Origin of the sequence: Thermalbibacter longus (genome assembly GCF_023806485.1) — a bacterium.
Taxonomy (GTDB): domain Bacteria; phylum Chloroflexota; class Chloroflexia; order Thermomicrobiales; family Thermomicrobiaceae; genus Thermalbibacter; species Thermalbibacter longus.
The window spans coordinates 30226-48490 of the sequence record NZ_JAMSLR010000001.1 but is presented as its reverse complement, the minus strand read 5'-3'; the positions used below and the strand labels follow the sequence as shown (position 1 = coordinate 48490).

General features: G+C 65.5%; 18 protein-coding genes. 14 read left to right on the top strand and 4 right to left on the bottom strand.

The genetic code is table 11. The features are described 5' to 3' along the window. Positions 1-24: 24 nt before the first annotated feature. From NET02_RS00230 to NET02_RS00205, 6 genes are all read left to right on the top strand, one after another. Positions 25-1350: a PAS domain-containing protein gene (locus NET02_RS00230; RefSeq protein WP_284055349.1), complete on the top strand. Its 1326-nt coding sequence runs from the start codon at positions 25-27 to the stop codon at positions 1348-1350. Positions 1351-1379: 29 nt separating this feature from the next. After that, positions 1380-2045, top strand: coding sequence for a hypothetical protein (locus tag NET02_RS00225; RefSeq protein ID WP_284055348.1), 666 nt, complete (start codon positions 1380-1382; stop codon positions 2043-2045). A 421-nt stretch (positions 2046-2466) separates the two neighbouring features. Beyond that, the gene (locus tag NET02_RS00220; protein ID WP_284055347.1) at positions 2467-3144 is read left to right on the top strand and encodes a hypothetical protein; all 678 of its coding nucleotides are present in this window, start codon (positions 2467-2469) and stop codon (positions 3142-3144) included. A 3-nt stretch (positions 3145-3147) separates the two neighbouring features. Then, on the top strand, positions 3148-3324 hold the full coding sequence (locus tag NET02_RS00215; protein WP_284055346.1) for a hypothetical protein: 177 nt from the start codon (positions 3148-3150) through the stop codon (positions 3322-3324). A gap of 60 nt (positions 3325-3384) precedes the next feature. Then, positions 3385-3837: a hypothetical protein gene (locus NET02_RS00210; protein WP_284055345.1), complete on the top strand. Its 453-nt coding sequence runs from the start codon at positions 3385-3387 to the stop codon at positions 3835-3837. Next, the gene (locus NET02_RS00205) at positions 3834-4031 is read left to right on the top strand and encodes a hypothetical protein (protein ID WP_284055344.1); all 198 of its coding nucleotides are present in this window, start codon (positions 3834-3836) and stop codon (positions 4029-4031) included. Before NET02_RS00210 ends, NET02_RS00205 begins: the two co-directional genes overlap by 4 nt. Positions 4032-4339: 308 nt before the next feature. Here the strand turns inward: NET02_RS00205 and NET02_RS00200 are convergent, their stop codons facing one another. Together NET02_RS00200 and NET02_RS00195 are read right to left on the bottom strand one after the other, a co-directional pair. After that, the gene (locus tag NET02_RS00200; RefSeq protein WP_284055343.1) at positions 4340-5014 is read right to left on the bottom strand and encodes a BON domain-containing protein; all 675 of its coding nucleotides are present in this window, start codon (positions 5012-5014) and stop codon (positions 4340-4342) included. A gap of 39 nt (positions 5015-5053) precedes the next feature. Further along, on the bottom strand, positions 5054-5515 hold the full coding sequence (locus NET02_RS00195) for an Hsp20/alpha crystallin family protein (RefSeq protein WP_284055342.1): 462 nt from the start codon (positions 5513-5515) through the stop codon (positions 5054-5056). A gap of 380 nt (positions 5516-5895) precedes the next feature. Between NET02_RS00195 and NET02_RS00190 the strand changes: the two genes are divergently transcribed. The 3 genes from NET02_RS00190 to NET02_RS00180 are packed head-to-tail and all read left to right on the top strand — an operon-like array spanning position 5896 to position 9999. Beyond that, positions 5896-7068 (top strand): iron ABC transporter substrate-binding protein, encoded by a 1173-nt coding sequence (locus NET02_RS00190; protein ID WP_284055341.1) that lies wholly within the window; start codon positions 5896-5898, stop codon positions 7066-7068. Positions 7069-7087: 19 nt separating this feature from the next. Beyond that, positions 7088-8788, top strand: a complete 1701-nt coding sequence (locus NET02_RS00185; RefSeq protein ID WP_284055340.1) for an ABC transporter permease — start codon at positions 7088-7090, stop codon at positions 8786-8788. Between the two features lie 38 nt (positions 8789-8826). Continuing rightward, the gene (locus NET02_RS00180) at positions 8827-9999 is read left to right on the top strand and encodes an ABC transporter ATP-binding protein (protein WP_284055339.1); all 1173 of its coding nucleotides are present in this window, start codon (positions 8827-8829) and stop codon (positions 9997-9999) included. A 195-nt stretch (positions 10000-10194) separates the two neighbouring features. Here the strand turns inward: NET02_RS00180 and NET02_RS00175 are convergent, their stop codons facing one another. After that, positions 10195-10581: a DUF983 domain-containing protein gene (locus NET02_RS00175; protein WP_284055338.1), complete on the bottom strand. Its 387-nt coding sequence runs from the start codon at positions 10579-10581 to the stop codon at positions 10195-10197. 224 nt (positions 10582-10805) lie between these two features. On the opposite strand from NET02_RS00175, the gene coxB reads away from it, so the two are divergent. The 5 genes from coxB (at position 10806) to NET02_RS00150 (ending at position 17216) form a co-directional block, all read left to right on the top strand. Further along, on the top strand, positions 10806-11843 hold the full coding sequence (coxB, locus tag NET02_RS00170) for a cytochrome c oxidase subunit II (RefSeq protein ID WP_284055337.1): 1038 nt from the start codon (positions 10806-10808) through the stop codon (positions 11841-11843). Between the two features lie 37 nt (positions 11844-11880). Beyond that, a complete protein-coding gene (gene ctaD / locus NET02_RS00165; RefSeq protein WP_284055336.1) occupies positions 11881-13830 on the top strand; it encodes a cytochrome c oxidase subunit I in 1950 nt (649 codons plus the stop codon). 71 nt (positions 13831-13901) lie between these two features. Further along, positions 13902-14507 carry a cytochrome c oxidase subunit 3 gene (locus NET02_RS00160; protein ID WP_284055335.1) on the top strand — a complete coding sequence of 202 codons (606 nt, stop codon included), beginning with the start codon at positions 13902-13904 and terminating at the stop codon, positions 14505-14507. A 44-nt stretch (positions 14508-14551) separates the two neighbouring features. Then, complete coding sequence (locus tag NET02_RS00155; protein ID WP_284055334.1) at positions 14552-14851, top strand: cytochrome C oxidase subunit IV family protein; 300 nt, start codon at positions 14552-14554, stop codon at positions 14849-14851. Positions 14852-15155: 304 nt separating this feature from the next. Then, on the top strand, positions 15156-17216 hold the full coding sequence (locus NET02_RS00150; protein WP_284055333.1) for a sodium-translocating pyrophosphatase: 2061 nt from the start codon (positions 15156-15158) through the stop codon (positions 17214-17216). 100 nt (positions 17217-17316) lie between these two features. Here NET02_RS00150 and NET02_RS00145 read toward each other — a convergent pair whose 3' ends face one another. Next, positions 17317-18264, bottom strand: a complete 948-nt coding sequence (locus NET02_RS00145) for a ribokinase (protein ID WP_284055332.1) — start codon at positions 18262-18264, stop codon at positions 17317-17319. Position 18265 lies beyond the last annotated feature (1 nt).

The following is an 18265-nucleotide window of genomic DNA, read 5'->3' as shown; positions in this document are numbered from 1 at the left end:
GCCTCTGTACGGAGGAATCGGCGGATGGAGCCGGAGGACGCGTGCTGGGAGCGCCTGCAGGGGAGCCTCGTCCGCCGGCAGCAGGAGATCGCGGAGCGCTGGCATCGCGCGCTCCGGTCGGGTAGCGACATGCCGGATTCGACGGCAGCGCGCCGTCGACTCGCCGAACTCACCGAGCGGGCGATCGCCCTGTTGCTCGCCGAGCCGCTCGATCGCGAGGCGGCGCAGGCGATCGGGGCGGCCCTGGTCGAGCTGGGGTTCGGCGAGCCGGAGGCGCTCGGGCAGACCGTAACGACGCTCGGCCAGGAGCTCCTGGCCGGTCTCCCTGCTGAAGCAGTCCTCCCCCTCCAGCCGCGGCTCGTGGTCCTGCTCGCCGAGCTGGCCGCCGGCTTTACCCACCGGGTACAGCAGACCATTCCGCGAGCGGCCGGCCCCGCAACCCCGGCGCCGGAAGACCGGCTGCGGCTGGTGCTCGAGCATGCGCCGCTCATCCTCTTCGCCGTCGACCGGGTTGGGACGATCACATTCGTGGAAGGTTCCGGTCTGGCCACCCTCGCCGAGCACCCGGAGCGGCTGGGCGGGCAGTCGCTGTGGGCCGGGGTGACGGCGATCCCCGAGCTGGCCGATCACCTGCGCCGGGTGCTGGCCGGCGAGGCGTTCACCGCTCGCGTGTGCTATCGCGAGGCGGTCTTCGAGGTCCACTATGCGCCGCTGCGCGACGCGCGGGGCAGGGTGAGCGGGGCGATCGGCGTGGCGGTGGATATCACGACACAGGCGCAGGCGGAGGCAGCGCTGCGGTGCGCCGAGCTCGGCTTCTCGCGGCGGGAGCGGGAGGTGTTAATGCTCCTGGCGCGGGCGGACCTGCCGACGTACCGGGAGATCGGCGCCGTCCTCTGTGTGAGCCCGGAGACGGTGCGGACGCACCTGCGGGCCATCGCCCGCAGGCTGGGAGTGGCGGAACGCCGCGCGGACGTGGTAGCGGCGGCCTACGCGCGCGGCCTGCTGCCGCGTGATATCGAAGTGGAATACTGGGCGCGCAGTTCCGGATGCGACGGCTTGAGTTGCTCCTGGAAAGAACAACCGGCTTACAATCCGAACACCGGTCACACGGACTATCGGTGGGCCTACGTGCGCTTCAAGACCTCGCACCTCACCAGCGGAACGTTCTGGTATCACCACACCATCAACCACGAAACCGGTCACGTGCTAGGGCTGAAAGACCCCGACTGGTGGGGACAGTGCGCCGACAGCGTCATGCACTCGGGGGTATATGGTTGCACCGATCGCGAGTGGCCGAGCTGGTCGGATAGGGACAAGGTCACCAAGATCGCAGAGAACCTGGTTCAGTGAGCGATCATGGTTGAACAGGAGGATAGGCCATGAAAAGAATCGGAATGCGCTGTCTTCCGTGGCAACTACGCACCGGCATATTGCTCGTGCTCATCCTGGCAATCGGGGTACTCGCCCGCGAGCTCGTTCCTCGCATGCTTCGGGCTCAGAGCGTCCACTTCACCGATGGACTGCTGCTTACGACGAACCGAGATCGCCTGGCGCTGTGTGTCGAGCCGGTTGCCGCGGCTACCGTTGACCTGGAGGTCGCTCGCCAGCGGATGGATGCTGCGCTGGCCACGCTCACGCAGCATCCGCACTGGCGGCCGGCCGGATTAGCCCAGAATGCGCCGGTCGTGGAGATCGGCTGTCCCGGGAAACCGTACCTGCTGGAACCGGGTGTCTCTGTCAAAGGTGGGAAGCCGACCGGCGACCCGGTAGTGCAGCGGGTAGACGTCCCTAGCCGGTTCCGAGTCTTCGTCTACATCCTGCCCGAACCTGAACTCGCCAGGATTTTCGGGGATACATCCATCCGGCGAGCACCCCAGGAGATGTTCTGCGAAGGAGACTCCTGCGCTGAGGTCACCACCGGCCTCTACCTCAGCCCTCGCGAAGTCCACGATGCTCAGTTCTTGTCCGACCAGCTCGCGAAGGCGATCGGACTCGAGCTTGCGGTGCCCCTCGATCCGGGATCACCACGCCCGGACGGGGGCTAATGCGCGATGGAAACGGGGATGGCAGCTACCGGGGCACAAAGGAGCACGGCTGAAGAATCGACTGGCGCGGCCGAGGTGGTTTTTGGTGGTGCTAATCGTCCTCATCTTGGCGATTGCCTATAGCATCGCCGTGTTCTGGATCACGCCTGTGCCGTTCGACATGTCGGTTCGTTCGACTTCTCGTCCGCGATCCGATTGCCGACAACGCGACGAGCTGTCTGTGAGGACGACTGCCCGGCGAGGGCTTCGCTTGCAGCCTGGGGAGAAAATTGCCCAGCCCTGGGGAGAGAACATCACCAAGCATGCGAGCTAGGCTGGGAACAAGACGTTGTCCGAGACGTGTGGCGATGCTCGATAGAAGGGAGGTAGACATCCGTTTCAACATAGGCGGGAGTTAGGCTATTATCCGAAGGAGATAGCAATGATTCGCCATTTGCGCAATCGGCGCCGGCGACTGCCCCTCTCGTTTAAAATGGACTGGGCACCAGTAAAACGTGGCATACGTGTCCTCATAGTTGCTGTCCTCATCTCGACAGCGTTGTCGATGAACGGCGTCGTGCCGGCGTCAGCCGCGTCAAATGGTAGAGATCCCGAGATTGCAGCCGCCTTGGATCGTATCGCTCGCGGCACATATACCGCCGAGGATTTGCAGCTGATCCGCAGCCGTCCGGGTATAGCCTCGCAGGTTCCCGACCCGACGCGGCCCGTCGAGATCGGAGCGCGCGATGGAGTACTGATTCAACCCATGGCGGTCGGCGCTGCCGGATGCTGGTGGGCTGACGTCTGGTTCCAACGGTTCAGTCTGCTTGGCTTTAGCCTGTACAAGTGGCATCACTATGTGGCATGGTGTGGCAACGGCTCCGTAGTTACTGGATGGCAGAACCGGTATGATTACGTCACTGACGTGAACTCAGTGATCTACGTCCGGGAACTGGTGGTCAACCAAGCTAGCAGCCCTGGATCATGGCAGGCTTGGTCTCACATGCAACGCCATTTAGAGTACTGCGTCGTGCGCTACGGCTGTTATGCCAATGCATATCCGTGGAGCAAGATCTATGTGTACGGTGACGGACGTTATACATACGAAGGGAGTTATTAGGAGTTGCTGACGAGACTCGGAGTCGTGATACTGATCTTGATCGTTGCGTTCGGATCGCTGCTTGCGCTGGGCCCAGCTGTTGGTCAGATCGAGCTCGGCATCTGGTTCGCGCTGGTGGCGATCGCGCTGGCTGTCTCGTTAAAGTTGGTCGGTCGAGCGGGCCATCAGCGCCACCGCTGAGTGCACATCGGCTTTCCGCGCCTGCCACCCGGGCAGATGGAGGAAGGAGATGTCGCCGCAATGGCCGGTGGACGCTGCCGAATCGTCGCGATCCTGAGCCTACTGGCGGCCCTGCTGGCCGTTGCGGCGCTCAGCGCGACGCTCCTCCGGCCGGCCTTCGTCTTCTCCCTGCTCGGCCGGCCGGAGCAGGCCGTCCAGATCGTCCGCGGCGAGATAACCGCCTACGGCCCCGACGAGAACGCGACCGCGTTCTGCGCCCGCGACGGCACACCCATCGCGCAGTGCGACCAGGCCTTCACCATGGTCTGTATCCACCAGGCACCGGGCCGGGATTGGTGCGCCTACAGCGGCCTGGCCGACCCAGACCGCCTGCCGCCGGTGGGCACCCAGGTCGAGGCAGGGCTGGTACTCGTACCGACGGCAGCGCTGGGATTGGAAGAGCTGGACCGCGACATGGGGATTTGGGTCTACTTCATCCCACTGGGTAACGGGAGCGTGGGCAAGGGCCGATGAGCCCATCCGACGAGATGATCGCGATAAAGTCGCAGGGGACATCGACGGCACGCCAGGCCGTCGGCACCCACCTCCGCGCGACGCTCGGAATCAACGCCGTCGCGCTCCTCGCGCTCACGGCGTGCGGGACCACTCCGCCGCTCCCCGTCGTGATCGCAATGCTTCTCCTGGCATGGCTATGCCAGCACGCCTGAGGCACGCGCGATCCAGTTATCCACCTCGATGCACTATCCAGCGGATAACAGGGATCAGGAATGTGTTCCCATAGCCGATCGCTCCCTGCGCGCTGATGCTTCTCCTCTGTGGGCGTCGCACGCACAGCCAATTCGGGCCGGACAGGCTGGTGCTCGAGCCCGCAACCTGACCTCCAACCGCGCATCCGCGGCCGGAAGACGAGATACCGGGCGAGGCGAGGGGGAACACCTTCCACCGATGGCTGAGCAAAAGCGCCAGGGAGCCGGAATTGCCCGGCTCCCTGGCTCGGTGCTGTCGCAGTCTCCGCCTACGGGACCTGGACCCGGATCATGTTGGTCACCTTGGTGACGCCCGGAGACCGCCAGGCCGCCTCCTCGGCCTCCTTGCGCTCGGCCCAGGAGCGGACGGTGCCAGTCAGGACCACGTGGCCGCCATTCTCCACTCGAACCTGGATGTTCTCGGCATCCAGCTCCGCGTGCCGCACGAAGGCCTGCTCGATCCGCTCCTTGATACTCTCCGCCGAGACCGACGGCTGCTTGACGGTGATCAGGTTGATCACCGACTTGACGCCGGCTACGCGGCGGGCCGATTCCTCCGCCTCCCGCCGCTGGTAGTGCCAGTCGACCTCACCTTCGAGCGTGACCCGGCCTTCCTCGACCCGCACCTTGATCTTGTCCGCCGGGACCGAGGGGTTCTCCTCCAGGGCCAGGGCGACCGCGCGAGCGATGTCGGTGTCGGTCCGCACGCCTACGCCTCTCGGGATCACCTCGATGTGGTTCACGACGGCTCGCACGCCCTCGACCCGGAGCGCCGCCCGCTCGGCGGCCCACTTCTTGAGGAAGCTATCGACCGTCCCCGTCAACGTCACCACGCCGTCGTCCACTTCGACGCCGACGTCGGTGACCTCGACTTCCGGGTCCCAGTCCAGCTCGTCGAGTACGTCCTGCTGGATCTCCTCGTCGGTCTTGACCCGCGGCGCCATCAGCTCACCTCCCCTGTGACTCGTGAATGGTGCTCCCGATTACGAGGATCGTGGCTGCCCGGCCTGCACGGCGATCCGCTTGACCCGAGCCTGCTCGGCCTTCGGGAAGGTCAGCGTGACGATGCCGTTCTCCACCGTCGCCTGAGCATGCTCGGCGTCGACCGGAGCCGGCAGCACGATGCTCTCGGCGAACTGGCCCGTGCCGATCTCCCGGCGGTACCAGGTGGCCCTCTTCGCCTCCTCCTCGCTCAGCGCGTACCCGTAGCGACCCCGAACCGTCACAGTGTTCTGCTCCAGCGTCACCTCGAGGTCATCGGGACGCGCGCCGGGTACCGCGAGCTTGATCACGATCGCCTCCGGCGTGTCGTAGACATCGGTCGCCGGCCTCGAGACCAAGGCCCGCGGCAGCATTCGCCCGCGCTCGATCGTCTCCCCGAGCAACCGGTTCATCTCGTTCACGATCCGATCCAGCTCGGTCAATGGGCTCCACCGCTCCAGCATGGCTCGACCCTCCCTTCGTCAACTGTGTCGACCGTCACCGCTTTCGAACGGTGATGACCTTCCGTCTAGCGACACTATATCGTATTGATACGATCCGTGTCAAGTGAGTTTTTACAACTCGTGATATTGAAGCCCCGACGGTACGCGAAACGGGCGCACCCAGACCTCACCTCGCGTACCGCCTTGGTTTCGCTACCCGGAGGAGCCACAGAAGCAGGGTAAGCCGCTTGACAACCACCACCAGCTCGATTACGATAATCCCGACAAACTTGGTCGGGATTCGACGCGCGCCGGCTGCGGTCGACGAGAGCGAGTGCGATGGCGTCACCGTCCCGGGTCGTGACGTCACCGCTCACAATGCGAGAGAGGGAGGGAACTCGGTGCAGCCCCGTGTAAATCGAAGGGCGTTCCTGCGCACGGCAGTTGCCGCGCTGGCCGCCGGCACCACTCTACCACTGCTGCAGGCATGCGGCGGCCGGGAAGAGAGCCCGACGCCGACAGCGGCTGGCGGCACAGGAGCTACAGCCGAGCCGACTGCCACGGCCGCGGTGACGCCGGCGACACAGGCCTCACCGTCACCAGCAGCCACAACCGCCACCCCGACGGCCAGGGGGACGATCGGTGGTTCGCTCACCGTCTACTCGGGACGGAGCGAGAGCTTGATCGGGCCACTCATGGATCAGGTTCAGAGCGCCCTCGGGATCGACGTCCGCGTCCGCTACGGTGATACCGCCGAGCTGGCGGCCGCGATCCTGGAGGAGGGCGAGCGAAGCCCGGCAGACCTCTTTTTCGCCCAGGATGCTGGCGCCCTCGGCGCGGTCGCGCGCGAAGGACGCTTCATCCAGCTCGACGCCGACGTCCTGGAGCGCGTCGAGCCCCGTTTTCGCTCCCCTGACGGGCTGTGGGTAGGTATCAGCGGGCGTGCCCGAACGGTCGTGTACAACACCGACCAGCTCTCCGAGGCCGACATCCCCGCCTCCATCCTCGATTTCCCCAACGTCGAGCGGTGGCGAGACCGGCTGGGCTGGGCGCCGACCAACGGATCGTTCCAGGCGTTCGTCACCGCGCTGCGCGTGCTCCGCGGCGACGACGCGGCCCGATCCTGGCTCGAGGGGTTGAAGGCGCTCGGGACACGGAGGTACGAGAACAACACCGCCATCGTCAAGGCGACGATCGCTGGCGAGATCCAGGCCGGGTTCGTGAACCACTACTACCTCGTGCGCGAGGAAGCCCAGGCGGGACAGGACTTGCCGGCCGAGAACTACTTCTATCGCAACGGCGACCCCGGCGCCCTCATCAACGTCGCGGGCGTGGGTATCCTGGCTTCCGGTCGAAACCAGGAGCAGGCAAAGGCACTCGTCGACTACTTGTTGTCAGCGGAGGCGCAGCAATACTTCGCTGAGCAGACGTTCGAGTACCCGCTGATCGAGGGTGTTCCGGCGAGCCCGAAGCTGATCCCGCTGGAAGAGATCCAGACACCGGATATCGACCTCTCGGATCTCGACGACCTCCAGGGGACCCTGGCGCTCCTGCAAGAGGTCGGGCTGCTCTGAGGCAAAACCAGGCTTCGAGATGACGATCGGGATCGGTGAGACACCGGCGAGAGCTCGGCAACTACGAGATCGGCGCATACGGTACGCCCGGGTGGGCGTGCCCGCGCTGGTCTGGATCCCGGCTGCCACGCTGACCGTTGTCTCGCTGATTCCGTTGCTCTACCTGGTCGTCCGCGCGCTCGGGGGTGGCGAGGACACGCTCGCCACCCTCTGGCGCGACCGGACTCTTGTCCTGATTCAGAACACGATGCTGCTCGCCCTCGCAGTTACTGCCAGCGCCGCGGTCCTTTCGCTCCCGCTCGCCTGGCTGACCATGAGCACCGATCTCCCCGGTCGCCGGTTGTGGTCAGTGCTGGCTGCGCTGCCGATCGCGATACCGAGCTATGTTGGGGCGTTCACCGCCGTCGCTGCCTTCGGGCCACGCGGCGCTCTCCAGAGCCTGCTCCAGCCCCTGTTCGGCATCGAGCGACTACCCGAGATCTACGGCTTCTCCGGCGCCTGGCTGGTTCTCACCCTCTACACCTACCCCTACATCTATCTCTCACTCCGCGGGGTGATCGGATCGCTCGACCCGGCGCTCGAGGAGGCGGCGCGCTCCCTCGGTCACGGGCCGTGGAGCACCTTTTTCCGGATCACGCTCCCGCAGCTCCGCCCGGCCATGACCTCCGGCGCGCTGCTCACCGCTCTGTATGTCCTGAGCGACTTCGGCGCGGTCTCACTGCTCAACTTCGACGCCTTCACGCGGGTCATCTACAACCAGTACCGGCTCGCTTTCGACCGCAGCGCCGCCGCCGGGCTGGCACTCATCCTGGCTGGCTTGACGATCGTCATCGTCACCGCCGAGCGCGTCTCGCGCGGGCCGCAGCGGTACCACCGGAGCAGCGCCGGAACCGCCCGGCCCCGTCGCCAGGTCAGGCTGGGCCGGTGGAAGCTGGTCGGGCTAGCCTACTGTGGTGGATTGACGCTCTTGACGCTCGGCACGCCGCTCGCCGTCATCGGCTACTGGCTCTTCCAGGCACTACGGACTGGAAACCCGCTGGCCTTGACCTGGCGAGCAGCCTGGCACTCAGCATCGGTGTCGTTGCTCGCCGCGGCGCTTGCGGTCGTGGCGGCCTTCCCCATCGCCGTCCTCCTGGTCCGGTACACGGGTTGGCTCAGCCGAACCGTAGAAGTGCCACTGTGGATCGGCTATGCCCTCCCCGGCATCGTCACTGCCCTGGCGCTAGTGTCGTTCGGCGCCCGATACCTGACGCCGCTCTACCAGACGCTCGCTATGCTCCTGCTAGCCTACCTGATCCGTTTCCTTCCCGAAGCGGTCGGCAGCCTGCGCGCCTCGCTGCTCCAGGTCAGCCCGCACCTTGAGGAGGCCGGGCGCAGCCTGGGCCACCCACCGCTCCGGGTCTGGCTGCGAGTAACCGCGCCGCTGCTCTGGCCTGGCATCGCGAGCGGCGGCACGCTGGTCTTCTTGACGACGATCAAGGAACTCCCGGTAACCTTGCTTCTGAGCCCGATCGGCTACGATACCCTGGCCACCGAGGTGTGGAACGCGACGCGCGAGCTGTTCTGGTCGCACGCCGCGCTGCCGGCACTGGTGCTCTTCCTGGTGGCCGCGCTCCCGATGGGAATCCTCACCTGGCGCCAGCAGCCGGCTGAGCAGAGGCGCTCGGCAGCAGCGAGCGACAGGAAGCACACCGGAGAGCCGGAAACGTCGACCTGGTAGACTTGCAGCGCTGCCGATCGCAGCAGGGCGGGAGGACCATGCGGAACATGCAACCGGCCATCCAGCTTTCCGGCGTCTGGAAGCGGTATCCTGGCAACGAGGAGCCAGCCGTCCGCGACCTTGATCTCACCGTCTACCGGGGCGAGATCCTTGCGCTGCTCGGCCCCAGCGGCTGCGGCAAGACGACGACGCTGCGGCTCATCGCCGGGTTCGAGCGTCCGGATGCCGGTACAGTGGCGCTGAACGGGGAGGTGGTCGCGAGCGAAGACCGGTTCGTGCCGCCGGAACGGCGCGGGGTGGGGATGGTCTTCCAGGACTACGCCCTCTTCCCGCACCTGACTGTTGCCGAGAACATCGCATTCGGTCTCGGCAGGCTAACCCGGTCTGCACGGCGTGAACGAATCCGCGATCTCCTCCGGCTCACCGGGCTCGAGGACGTGCATGACCGCTACCCACACCAGCTCTCTGGCGGGCAGCAGCAACGGGTCGCAATCGCCCGAGCGCTCGGGCCGAACCCACAGGTACTCCTCCTCGACGAGCCGTTCTCCAACCTGGACACGGAGCTTCGCTTGCAGATGCGCGTGGAGCTCCGCCGCCTGTTGGAGCAACTCGGCATCACCGCGGTCCTAGTCACCCACGATCAGCAAGAGGCGATGGCGATCGCCGATCGGATGGCCGTGATGCTCGCAGGCCACATCGAGCAGGTCGATACGCCGGAGAAGGTCTACCACTACCCGGTCAACCGGGCAGTCGCGCAGTTCGTCGGCCAGGCGACCTTCGTGCCGGCTCGCCTGAACGGCGTTCTCGCCGAGTCGGATCTCGGCCGGTTCGCCTTCGAACCGAGAGCCAGTTCTCCCGACCTCGTGGAGCTGCTGGTCCGCCCCCGCGACGTGTCGCTGGAAGCGGATCCTCAGGGGATCGCAGTCGTGCTCTCCCGGCAGTTCCAGGGCCCGGAGACGGTCTATCTGGTGCAGCTCCCCTGCGGGGTGCAGCTCCAGACCAGCCAGCCCTCGTACGTCGATATCCCTCCGGGAACCAGGGTGCGGGTGCGCTGCAACCGCGCGCGGCTGGCAGCGTTCGACCGCCACGCGCAGATCGGTGTCACAGCGCCACCTGGATCGGACAGCCGCCCGCACCGCGTGGAGAACCCCGAAGACCATCACGCGCTGCGCAAGCACGCTGAAGCCCCGGCCCGGACACCGAACCGCTGACCTGCTGCGCCGGTCTGCTCGGTCTCTGCCCGGCACCGGCGGTGATGCCGCTGCCTGCTGGGAGATCGTCGCTTCCCGGTCGTGCGGCGTCCACGATGCGCAGTGCGCCGCGGGTCGTCCAGCAGCGTCGTTTCCTCGCTTTCACAGCGACGTGCATCAGAGAGACTGAGGTCGACGCGCTGGCATGTAAACGCCTCAGGCTCCCGGCGCCGACTCGCGCTCATCGAGGGCGTGGAGGGCGAGGTCGATACTGATCCAGATCGTCTTCGAGAAGGGGTAAAACACTACCGGGAACAGCGCATTGATGGCGATCGTAACCGCGAGCAGCCAGGCAACCGGAGGTGCAGGCCACGTGAGAACGAGCCCGGCCACCAGGGCGATCACGAAGACCAGCTCGGTTACCCCGATGTTGATGGCCATAGCTCCTGTCCAGTAGCCTTCCTCCCGTTCGAAAACCAGGCCGCATCGCGGGCAGCGTGGGACGAGCGCGAACCATCCCTGGAAAATCTTCCCTTCGCCACACTTCGGGCAGCGCTTGAGCAGACCCCACAGAGCAGCGCGGACCAGAGTCGCACGATTCATCCGATAGCTGACCCCTCCGCAGGTGGACCGCGATACCTCCAGATTCCCCATCTCCGGAATCTAGACGTCCTGGATCAGAGCATAACGGAAGCAGCACCCGTACTTGTCGGGAAAATCCCGATCATGACAGGTTCCTCGCACTGGTGTAGGATAGCTTCCAGAGAAGGGGAGCTGCTCGGGCACGCGTTGGCCCGGGCGCCTGTTGGCGTGAAGTGAGGAGCTGTATGACGAGAGGGAGGCTCTGGAAGCGGTCCCTGGTCGTTGCCCTGCTCTCGCTGTTGCCGGTGATCGCGAGCGGCTGCGCGGTAATCGGCGGAAGTCCGCAGTCGGTCAATCGCCCGGCTGGGGACAGTATGCGCAAGATCTGGGACCTCTTCGTCCCGATCTTCTGGCTCTCCGTCCTCGTTTTTGTCCTGGTCACCGCGATCCTGCTTTTCGCCCTCTGGCGCTTCCGCCGCCGTCCGGGAGAGGACCGGCGCCCCGAGCAACTGCACGGGAACACCAGATTAGAGATCGCCTGGACGATGGTTCCGGCCATCATCCTGGCGATCATCGCCGTGCCCACGCTCTCGCTGATGTTCGAGCTGGATCGGGACCCGGGTCCGGACGCCCTCACTGTCCGCGTCATCGGCCACCAGTGGTGGTGGGAGTTCCAGTATCCCGAGTACAACGTGGTGACGGCAAACGAGCTCCACGTGGTGGTCGATCGACCGGTTCGCCTCGAGATGGATTCGGAGGATGTCATTCACAGCTTCTGGATCCCCAGGCTCGCCGGCAAGCGCGACGTGATCCCTGGCTGGAACAATGTCCTGTCGTTCACGCCGGAGGAGGTAGGGACCTTTCCGGGCCAGTGCGCGGAGTTCTGCGGGATCCAGCACGCGAATATGAAGTTCCAGGTCATCGTGCAGACACAGGAGGAGTTCGACGCCTGGATCCGCCAGCAGCAGCAACCCGCAGCCGAGGTGCCAGCCGACCCGCTCGCCGCGCGGGGGCGCGAGCTGTTCCTGACGCCGGCCAATGCCTGCATCGGCTGCCACGCTGTTGCCGGAACCGACGCCAAGGGGCAGGTCGGCCCCAATCTCACCCACGTCGGGAGTCGTGGTATTATCGCCGGTGGGGTGCTCGAAAACACCCCGGAGAACCTCGCGCAATGGCTTAGAAACCCGCAAGCCGTCAAGCCCGGCAACAAGATGGTCCTTCCGCGACAGCTCACCGATGAAGAGATCGAAGCGCTTGTCGCGTACCTGATGAGCTTGCAGTAGCCCGCACGCCGATACTGAGCTAGAGGAGTTCGAGCAGATGGTCGAGTCCGCACTCAAGCTGGAACGAGCACGCTACGAGCGCTCGGCGCTCGTCGAGTGGCTGACGACCGTCGACCACAAGAAGATCGGCATCCTCTACTTCTGGTCGTCGCTCGCCTTCCTGTTGATCGGCGGCTTGCTGGCACTACTCATCCGCACGCAGTTGATCGTGCCGGACAACACCTTCCTGGGGCCACAGACTTACAACGAAGTCTTCACGATGCACGGCACGATCATGATCTTCCTGGTCGTGATGCCACTCAACGCTGCCTTCTTCAACTTCTTCGTCCCGCTCATGATCGGCGCCCGCGACGTGGCCTTCCCGCGGCTGAACGCGTTCAGCTACTGGGCCTTCCTGTTCGGTAGCCTGCTGCTGCTCAGCAGCTTCCTGTTCGGCGCGGCGCCAGACGGTGGCTGGTTCGGCTACGCGAACTTGACCAGTAGCCGCCTCTATTCGCCCGGGCTGAACATCGACTTCTGGGTCATGGGCCTCCAGGTGCTCGGCGTCGCTACCCTGGCCTCGGCGCTCAACTTCTTCGTGACCATCGTCAACATGCGGGCGCCAGGTATGAGCCTGATGCGCATGCCCGTGTTCGTCTGGATGACGCTCGTCACCGCCGTTCTTATCCTGCTCGCCTTCCCCTCGCTGACCGTCGGCTTGGTCATGATCATGTTCGACCGCTACTTCGGGACGAACTTCTTCAACCCGGCTGCCGGTGGTGACCCTGTGATCTGGCAGCACCTGTTCTGGATCTTCGGTCACCCGGAGGTCTACATCCTGATCCTACCCCCGATGGGTATGATCTCCGAGATCCTCCCGACCTTCTCGCGCAAGCCACTCTTCGGCTATACCTTCGTCGTGTTCGCCGGCATCGTCATCGCCTTCCTCTCCTTCGGCGTGTGGGCGCACCATATGTTTGCCGTCGGTCTAGGGCCAGTGCCGAATGCCGTCTTCGCAACCACGACCATGCTGATTGCGATCCCCACCGGGGTGAAGATCTTCAACTGGCTCGGCACGCTCTGGGGCGGCGCTATCGAGATGAAGACGGCGCTCCTCTTCGCCGCCTCCTTCATCGCCATGTTCACGATCGGCGGCATCTCGGGTGTCATGCACGCCAGCGTGCCCGTAGACTACTGGCAGACGGACTCCTACTTCGTGGTGGCGCACTTCCACTACGTGCTGTTCGGCGGGTCGCTGCTGGCGATCATGGCCGCCATCTACTACTGGTTCCCCAAGATGTTCGGACGAATGCTGGACGAGCGGCTGGGCAAGCTGCACTTCTGGCTCACGCTCATCGGCTTCAACCTCACCTTCTTCCCGATGCACTTCCTCGGGGTCGACGGCATGCCGCGCCGGGTCTTCACCTACAGCGCGGATATGGGCTGGGATCTGTGGAACCTCGTCGCATCGATCGGCGCCTACCTGCTCGGGGCTTCCACGCTCTTGCTCTTCGTGAACATGCTGACGACGCTGCGGAAGCCGGCTGACGCGCCAGCCGACCCCTGGGACGGCCGCACTCTCGAATGGGCGATCCCCTCGCCACCGCCGGCCCATAACTTCGATGTGGTGCCGGTGGTACGCGGGCGCGATGCGTTCTGGATCGAGAAGTACGGCGCCGAAGAAGTCGTCGGGCCAGCTCCGGAACGGCACGGCGCGGAGTCAGGGCACAACCCGCACAATCCGCACAACGCTGGCTCTGGCGACGAAGCAGGGCACGGCTCGAGCGCTGGTCACGGTCAGTCCGCGCACATCCACCTCCCACCGCCCTCGTGGTTCCCGCTCACGACAGCGGCCGGGCTCACGCTCATGGGCGCGGGCATGGTGGTGCACGCAACTGAGTCGCTCGCATCTCTCGGCTTCCCCATCGTTGGGCTCGGCATCGCGATGGTGGTCGTGAGCCTGCTGGGCTGGACGTTCGAGCCGATCCATGAGGAGTCACACGCATAGGAATCCGAGGAACGTTTCGCTGGCTAGCAGCCTGGGGACCCCGAAGTCGTAGGTAGGGAGGAGCAGGAACGTTGAGCGACGGCACGGCAGTCGGCCACGCACCGCAAGCGCATCACACCACTACCGGCATCTCGCACAACAAGATGCTGATGTGGGCCTTCCTGGCCTCGGACTGCATGTTCTTCGGCTCGCTGATCTGGGTCTACATGGTCTACCGGGGCCGGAGCCTCGAGGGGCCGTATCCTCAGGAGATCCTGAACATTCCCTATACCTCGGTCAGCGCGGCCGTTCTGTTGCTGAGCAGTCTCGCGATGGTGCTCGCGCTGCACGGGATCCAGCACGGCAACATGCGCCGGTTCCGCGTGTGGCTCGGCGCCACCGCGGCGCTGGGCGCCCTCTTCCTCGGAGGCCAGTATTTCGAGTTCACCGAGTTCTATCACCACGGGCTGTCTCTGGAGCAGAACCTGTTCGGGACGACTTTCTTCGTGCTGACCGGTTTCCACGGCACGCACGTCGGTATCGGCATCATCTGGCTGGTGACGCTCATCCTGATGTCGCTGTTCGGCCGGTTGAGTCCAGCCGACGCCGAGCGCGTCGAGATCGCCGGGCTCTACTGGCACTTCGTCGACATCGTGTGGATCGTCATCTTCACGCTCGTCTACCTGATCCCGTACTGAACCGACAGGCGCACGTGCGGGCCGCGAGCGAGAGGAGTTGAACTGTGCAGCAGGGACAGCCAGTCGTGGAACGGGCTCATCCAGGACCGGTAACCTACGTCAAGATTGCGGTCATTCTCGCCATCGTGACGATCATCGAAGTCGCCACGTACTATCTCGAGTCGTTCTTCGGCGCCGCGCTCGTGCCGATCCTGCTCGTGCTCTCGGCAGCCAAGTTCGTGCTCGTCGTCGGGTTCTATATGCACCTCAAGTTCGATGCACCGCTCCTGCGCGGCATGTTCGCATGGGGCATGACGGTTGCGATCGGCATTACGCTCGCGATGCTGGCGCTGTACAAGCTTTGAGTGTCGCTCGCGCATCGCGGTGACCTTGGGAGAGGACACACGACAGAGAGCTCGCTCCAAGGCATACTTCTAGACCGGGCGCCCGGCCTTCGGCATGCACGCTCTGCGAGGCCGGCGTTTCCTTGCCCAGTGGTTGCTCGCGGCGGATCGTCCGCCGCCCGGCCCACCACGCGAGCTGGTCTTCCAGACGACCGTGGGCAGCGCTGGGAACTGCAATCCACCGGTTCTCACTAGGCGGTACCGCTGTCTTCGAACACTCGAGAGTCGGTTGAACCGAGAGGGATTTGGAGGAGGACATCGGGGGATGATCGGCACTGCTCTCACAATCGCGATCGTCGCTGCTGTGGCAGCCGTCCTCTACGGCGCCGCGCTGGTTCGCTGGGTACTCGCCCTGCCAGCAGGGGACGACCGCATGCGGGAAATCGCCTCGGCGATCCAGGAGGGCGCAGAGGCGTATATGCGACGGCAGTACTCGCTCGTCGCCATCGTCGCGGTCGTCATCGCGCTGCTGCTCTGGCTCTTTCTCGACCTGACGACTGCGGTCGGGTTTCTCATCGGAGCGATCGCTTCGGCCCTGGCCGGCTTCATCGGGATGAGCGTGGCCGTCCGGGCGAATGTTCGTACGGCCGAGGCGGGCAAGCGTGACCTGGAGTCGGCGCTCAACGTCGCCTTCCGGGGCGGCTCCGTGACCGGGCTCCTCGTCGCCGGCCTCGGCCTGCTGGCCGTCAGTGGCTTCTACGCGGTGACGCGCGACGTCGGGGCGCTGGTCGGCCTGGGCTTCGGCGGCAGCCTGATCTCCGTCTTCGCTCGGATCGGGGGTGGCATCTACACCAAGGCGGCGGACGTCGGCGCTGACCTGGTCGGGAAGGTCGAGGCCGGTATCCCCGAGGACGACCCGCGCAACCCCGCGGTCATCGCCGACAACGTCGGCGACAACGTGGGCGACTGCGCCGGCATGGCCGCCGACCTCTTCGAGACCTACGCGGTGACCGCTATCGCCGCGATGCTCCTCGGCAGCCTGGTCTTCCAGGGCGACGAGACGGCGATCGTCTACCCGCTCGTTTTGGGCGCAGCCTCGATCCTCACCTCGATCGTCGGCACCTTCTTCGTCCGGCTCGACCGCAGCCGCTCGATCATGCGCGCGTTGTACAAGGGTCTGGTCGCCAGCATGGTACTGGCCGCGATCCTGTTCCTGCCCCTGACAGCCTGGCTGATGGGCGACAACCCGGTCATCACCGACTCCCCGGTCACGCTGTTCGGCATCACGCTCGCGCTCTCGGCGACGGCCAAGCTCTGGATCTGCGCGCTCATCGGCTTGATCGTGACCATCGGCATCGTCATTTTCACCGAATACTACACCTCGGAGAAGTACGGGCCGGTCAAGCAGATCGCGATGGCCTCGGAGACGGGCCATGCGACCAACATCATCTCCGGACTCGCTGTGTCGATGCGCGCTACGGCGCTCCCGATCGTCCTGATCGCCCTGGCTATCTATGCGGCGTACAACCTCACGGTTTCCCCCGACGCGCCGTTCGCCGGCCTCTACGGCCTGGCTGTCGCCGCGATGGCCATGCTCTCGATGACTGGCATGATCGTTGCCATCGACTCCTTCGGGCCGATTACCGATAACGCCGGCGGGATCGCCGAGATGGCGGAGCTGCCTGATAGCGTGCGCGCGGTGACCGACCCGCTGGACGCCGTGGGCAACACGACCAAGGCGGTGACCAAGGCCTACGCGATCGGTTCGGCCGGCCTGGCCGCGCTCGTGCTGTTCGCCTCCTACTTCCTGGAGATCAGCGGCGCAGTCGAGTTCGAGCTCTCCAATCCCCGCGTGGTGATCGGCCTGCTCGTCGGCGCTGCCCTCCCGTACCTGTTCGCCAGCATGCTGATGGACGCGGTCGGCAAGGCCGGCGGCGCGGTGGTGCAGGAGGTGCGCCGCCAGTTCCGCGAGATCCCCGGTTTGCTCGAGGGCCGCGCCCGTCCAGAGTACGGCCGCGCGGTGGACATCGTCACCCGCCGTGCCCTCCGCGAGATGATGATCCCGGCGCTGCTCCCGGTGCTGGGACCGATCGTCGTCGGCGTGACGCTCGGGAAGGAAGCGGTCGGTGGCCTGCTGATCGGCTCCATCACGACCGGCTTGTTCGTCGCTATCTCGATGACCACCGGTGGTGCGGCATGGGACAATGCGAAGAAGGCGATCGAGGCCGGGGCACACGGCGGCAAGGGCAGCTTCGCGCACCAGGCCGCGGTGACCGGCGATACGGTCGGCGACCCGTACAAGGATACGGCCGGCCCCGCTATCAACCCGATGATCAAAGTGGTGAACATCGTCGCGCTGCTGCTGGTCGCCGCGCTCAACTGGTAGCACCCTGCCGCCCGATAGCCGGGTCGACCCAGATCGACTGCCCGCCCCTGGCTCTACCGGGGGCGGGCATCATCTGTACTCCGGCTACGCGAGGGGCTCGTTAGAACGCTGCGGCCGGTAGAACCGTCAAGGGCACCTTGCGCACGGCCTCCTCGACCTCGACCCGGCGCGGCAGCGAAGGCTGGGCGCCAGCGCGCTGGACCGCCAGCGCACCGGCCCACACGGCCCTGGGAGCGAGAACTTCCCAGTCTCGTCCTTCGGCTAGCAACGCCACCAGCGCGCCGATGAAGGCATCACCGGCGGCGGTCGTATCGACGACCTGCACTTCTGGCGCCGGCACCCCGAAGCGCGCCTCGCGCAGAGCGAACAGCGCGCCATGCGAGCCGCGAGTCACGATCACGTTGCGCGTGCCCAGCCGCTGCAGGCGCTCCACAACCTGCATCGCCGATATGTCTTCGCTCTCTACCCCGACGAGCTGGCGAGCTTCCAGATCGTTGACCACCAGGACGTCCACCAGATCGAGCATCTCCCGCGCATCGGGCCTGTACGGCGCCGCGTTGAGGACTGTCGTCGCCTTCGCCTCCCGGCCGATTTGCATCGCGGCATGGACGGCGGGCGTCGGTACCTCGAGCTGAGCGCAGACAACGTCTCCCGGCCCGAGACGACCGCGCAGAGCCGCCTCTACCTCATCGGACGTCACGGTTCCGTTCGCTCCAGGGACGATCGTGATCGCATTCTCCCCTGACTGCGTGACGAGGATCAGCGCGACACCACCTGCGACCCTGGGACGACGAGCGACGGTCGCTATGTCCACCTGGTCACCCACGAGATCGGCCAGGCGCTGCTCGCTATACGGGTCGTCTCCGACGGCCCCGACCAGCCCGACGCGCGCGCCCATCCGCGCAGCGGCGATCGCCTGGTTCGCTCCTTTGCCTCCGCCATACGTCGCGAACGCCTCGCCCACCACGGTCTCGCCTGCCACCGGGAACCGGGGCGTCCTCACGACCAGGTCGGTATTCACGCTGCCGACGACGTAGACGCTACCCATC

Excerpts from the sequence above, each read along its gene's own strand:
- NET02_RS00210 (WP_284055345.1), top strand. The coding sequence starts at position 3,385 with ATGGCCGGTGGACGCTGCCGAATCGTCGCGATCCTGAGCCTACTGGCG.
- NET02_RS00145 (WP_284055332.1), bottom strand. The coding sequence starts at position 18,264 with ATGGGTAGCGTCTACGTCGTCGGCAGCGTGAATACCGACCTGGTCGTG.
- NET02_RS00220 (WP_284055347.1), top strand. The coding sequence starts at position 2,467 with ATGATTCGCCATTTGCGCAATCGGCGCCGGCGACTGCCCCTCTCGTTT.
- NET02_RS00180 (WP_284055339.1), top strand. The coding sequence starts at position 8,827 with ATGCGGAACATGCAACCGGCCATCCAGCTTTCCGGCGTCTGGAAGCGG.
- NET02_RS00195 (WP_284055342.1), bottom strand. The coding sequence starts at position 5,515 with ATGCTGGAGCGGTGGAGCCCATTGACCGAGCTGGATCGGATCGTGAAC.
- NET02_RS00230 (WP_284055349.1), top strand. The coding sequence starts at position 25 with ATGGAGCCGGAGGACGCGTGCTGGGAGCGCCTGCAGGGGAGCCTCGTC.
- NET02_RS00205 (WP_284055344.1), top strand. The coding sequence starts at position 3,834 with ATGAGCCCATCCGACGAGATGATCGCGATAAAGTCGCAGGGGACATCG.
- NET02_RS00225 (WP_284055348.1), top strand. The coding sequence starts at position 1,380 with ATGAAAAGAATCGGAATGCGCTGTCTTCCGTGGCAACTACGCACCGGC.
- NET02_RS00175 (WP_284055338.1), bottom strand. The coding sequence starts at position 10,581 with ATGAATCGTGCGACTCTGGTCCGCGCTGCTCTGTGGGGTCTGCTCAAG.
- ctaD (WP_284055336.1), top strand. The coding sequence starts at position 11,881 with ATGGTCGAGTCCGCACTCAAGCTGGAACGAGCACGCTACGAGCGCTCG.
- coxB (WP_284055337.1), top strand. The coding sequence starts at position 10,806 with ATGACGAGAGGGAGGCTCTGGAAGCGGTCCCTGGTCGTTGCCCTGCTC.
- NET02_RS00200 (WP_284055343.1), bottom strand. The coding sequence starts at position 5,014 with ATGGCGCCGCGGGTCAAGACCGACGAGGAGATCCAGCAGGACGTACTC.
- NET02_RS00185 (WP_284055340.1), top strand. The coding sequence starts at position 7,088 with ATGACGATCGGGATCGGTGAGACACCGGCGAGAGCTCGGCAACTACGA.
- NET02_RS00150 (WP_284055333.1), top strand. The coding sequence starts at position 15,156 with ATGATCGGCACTGCTCTCACAATCGCGATCGTCGCTGCTGTGGCAGCC.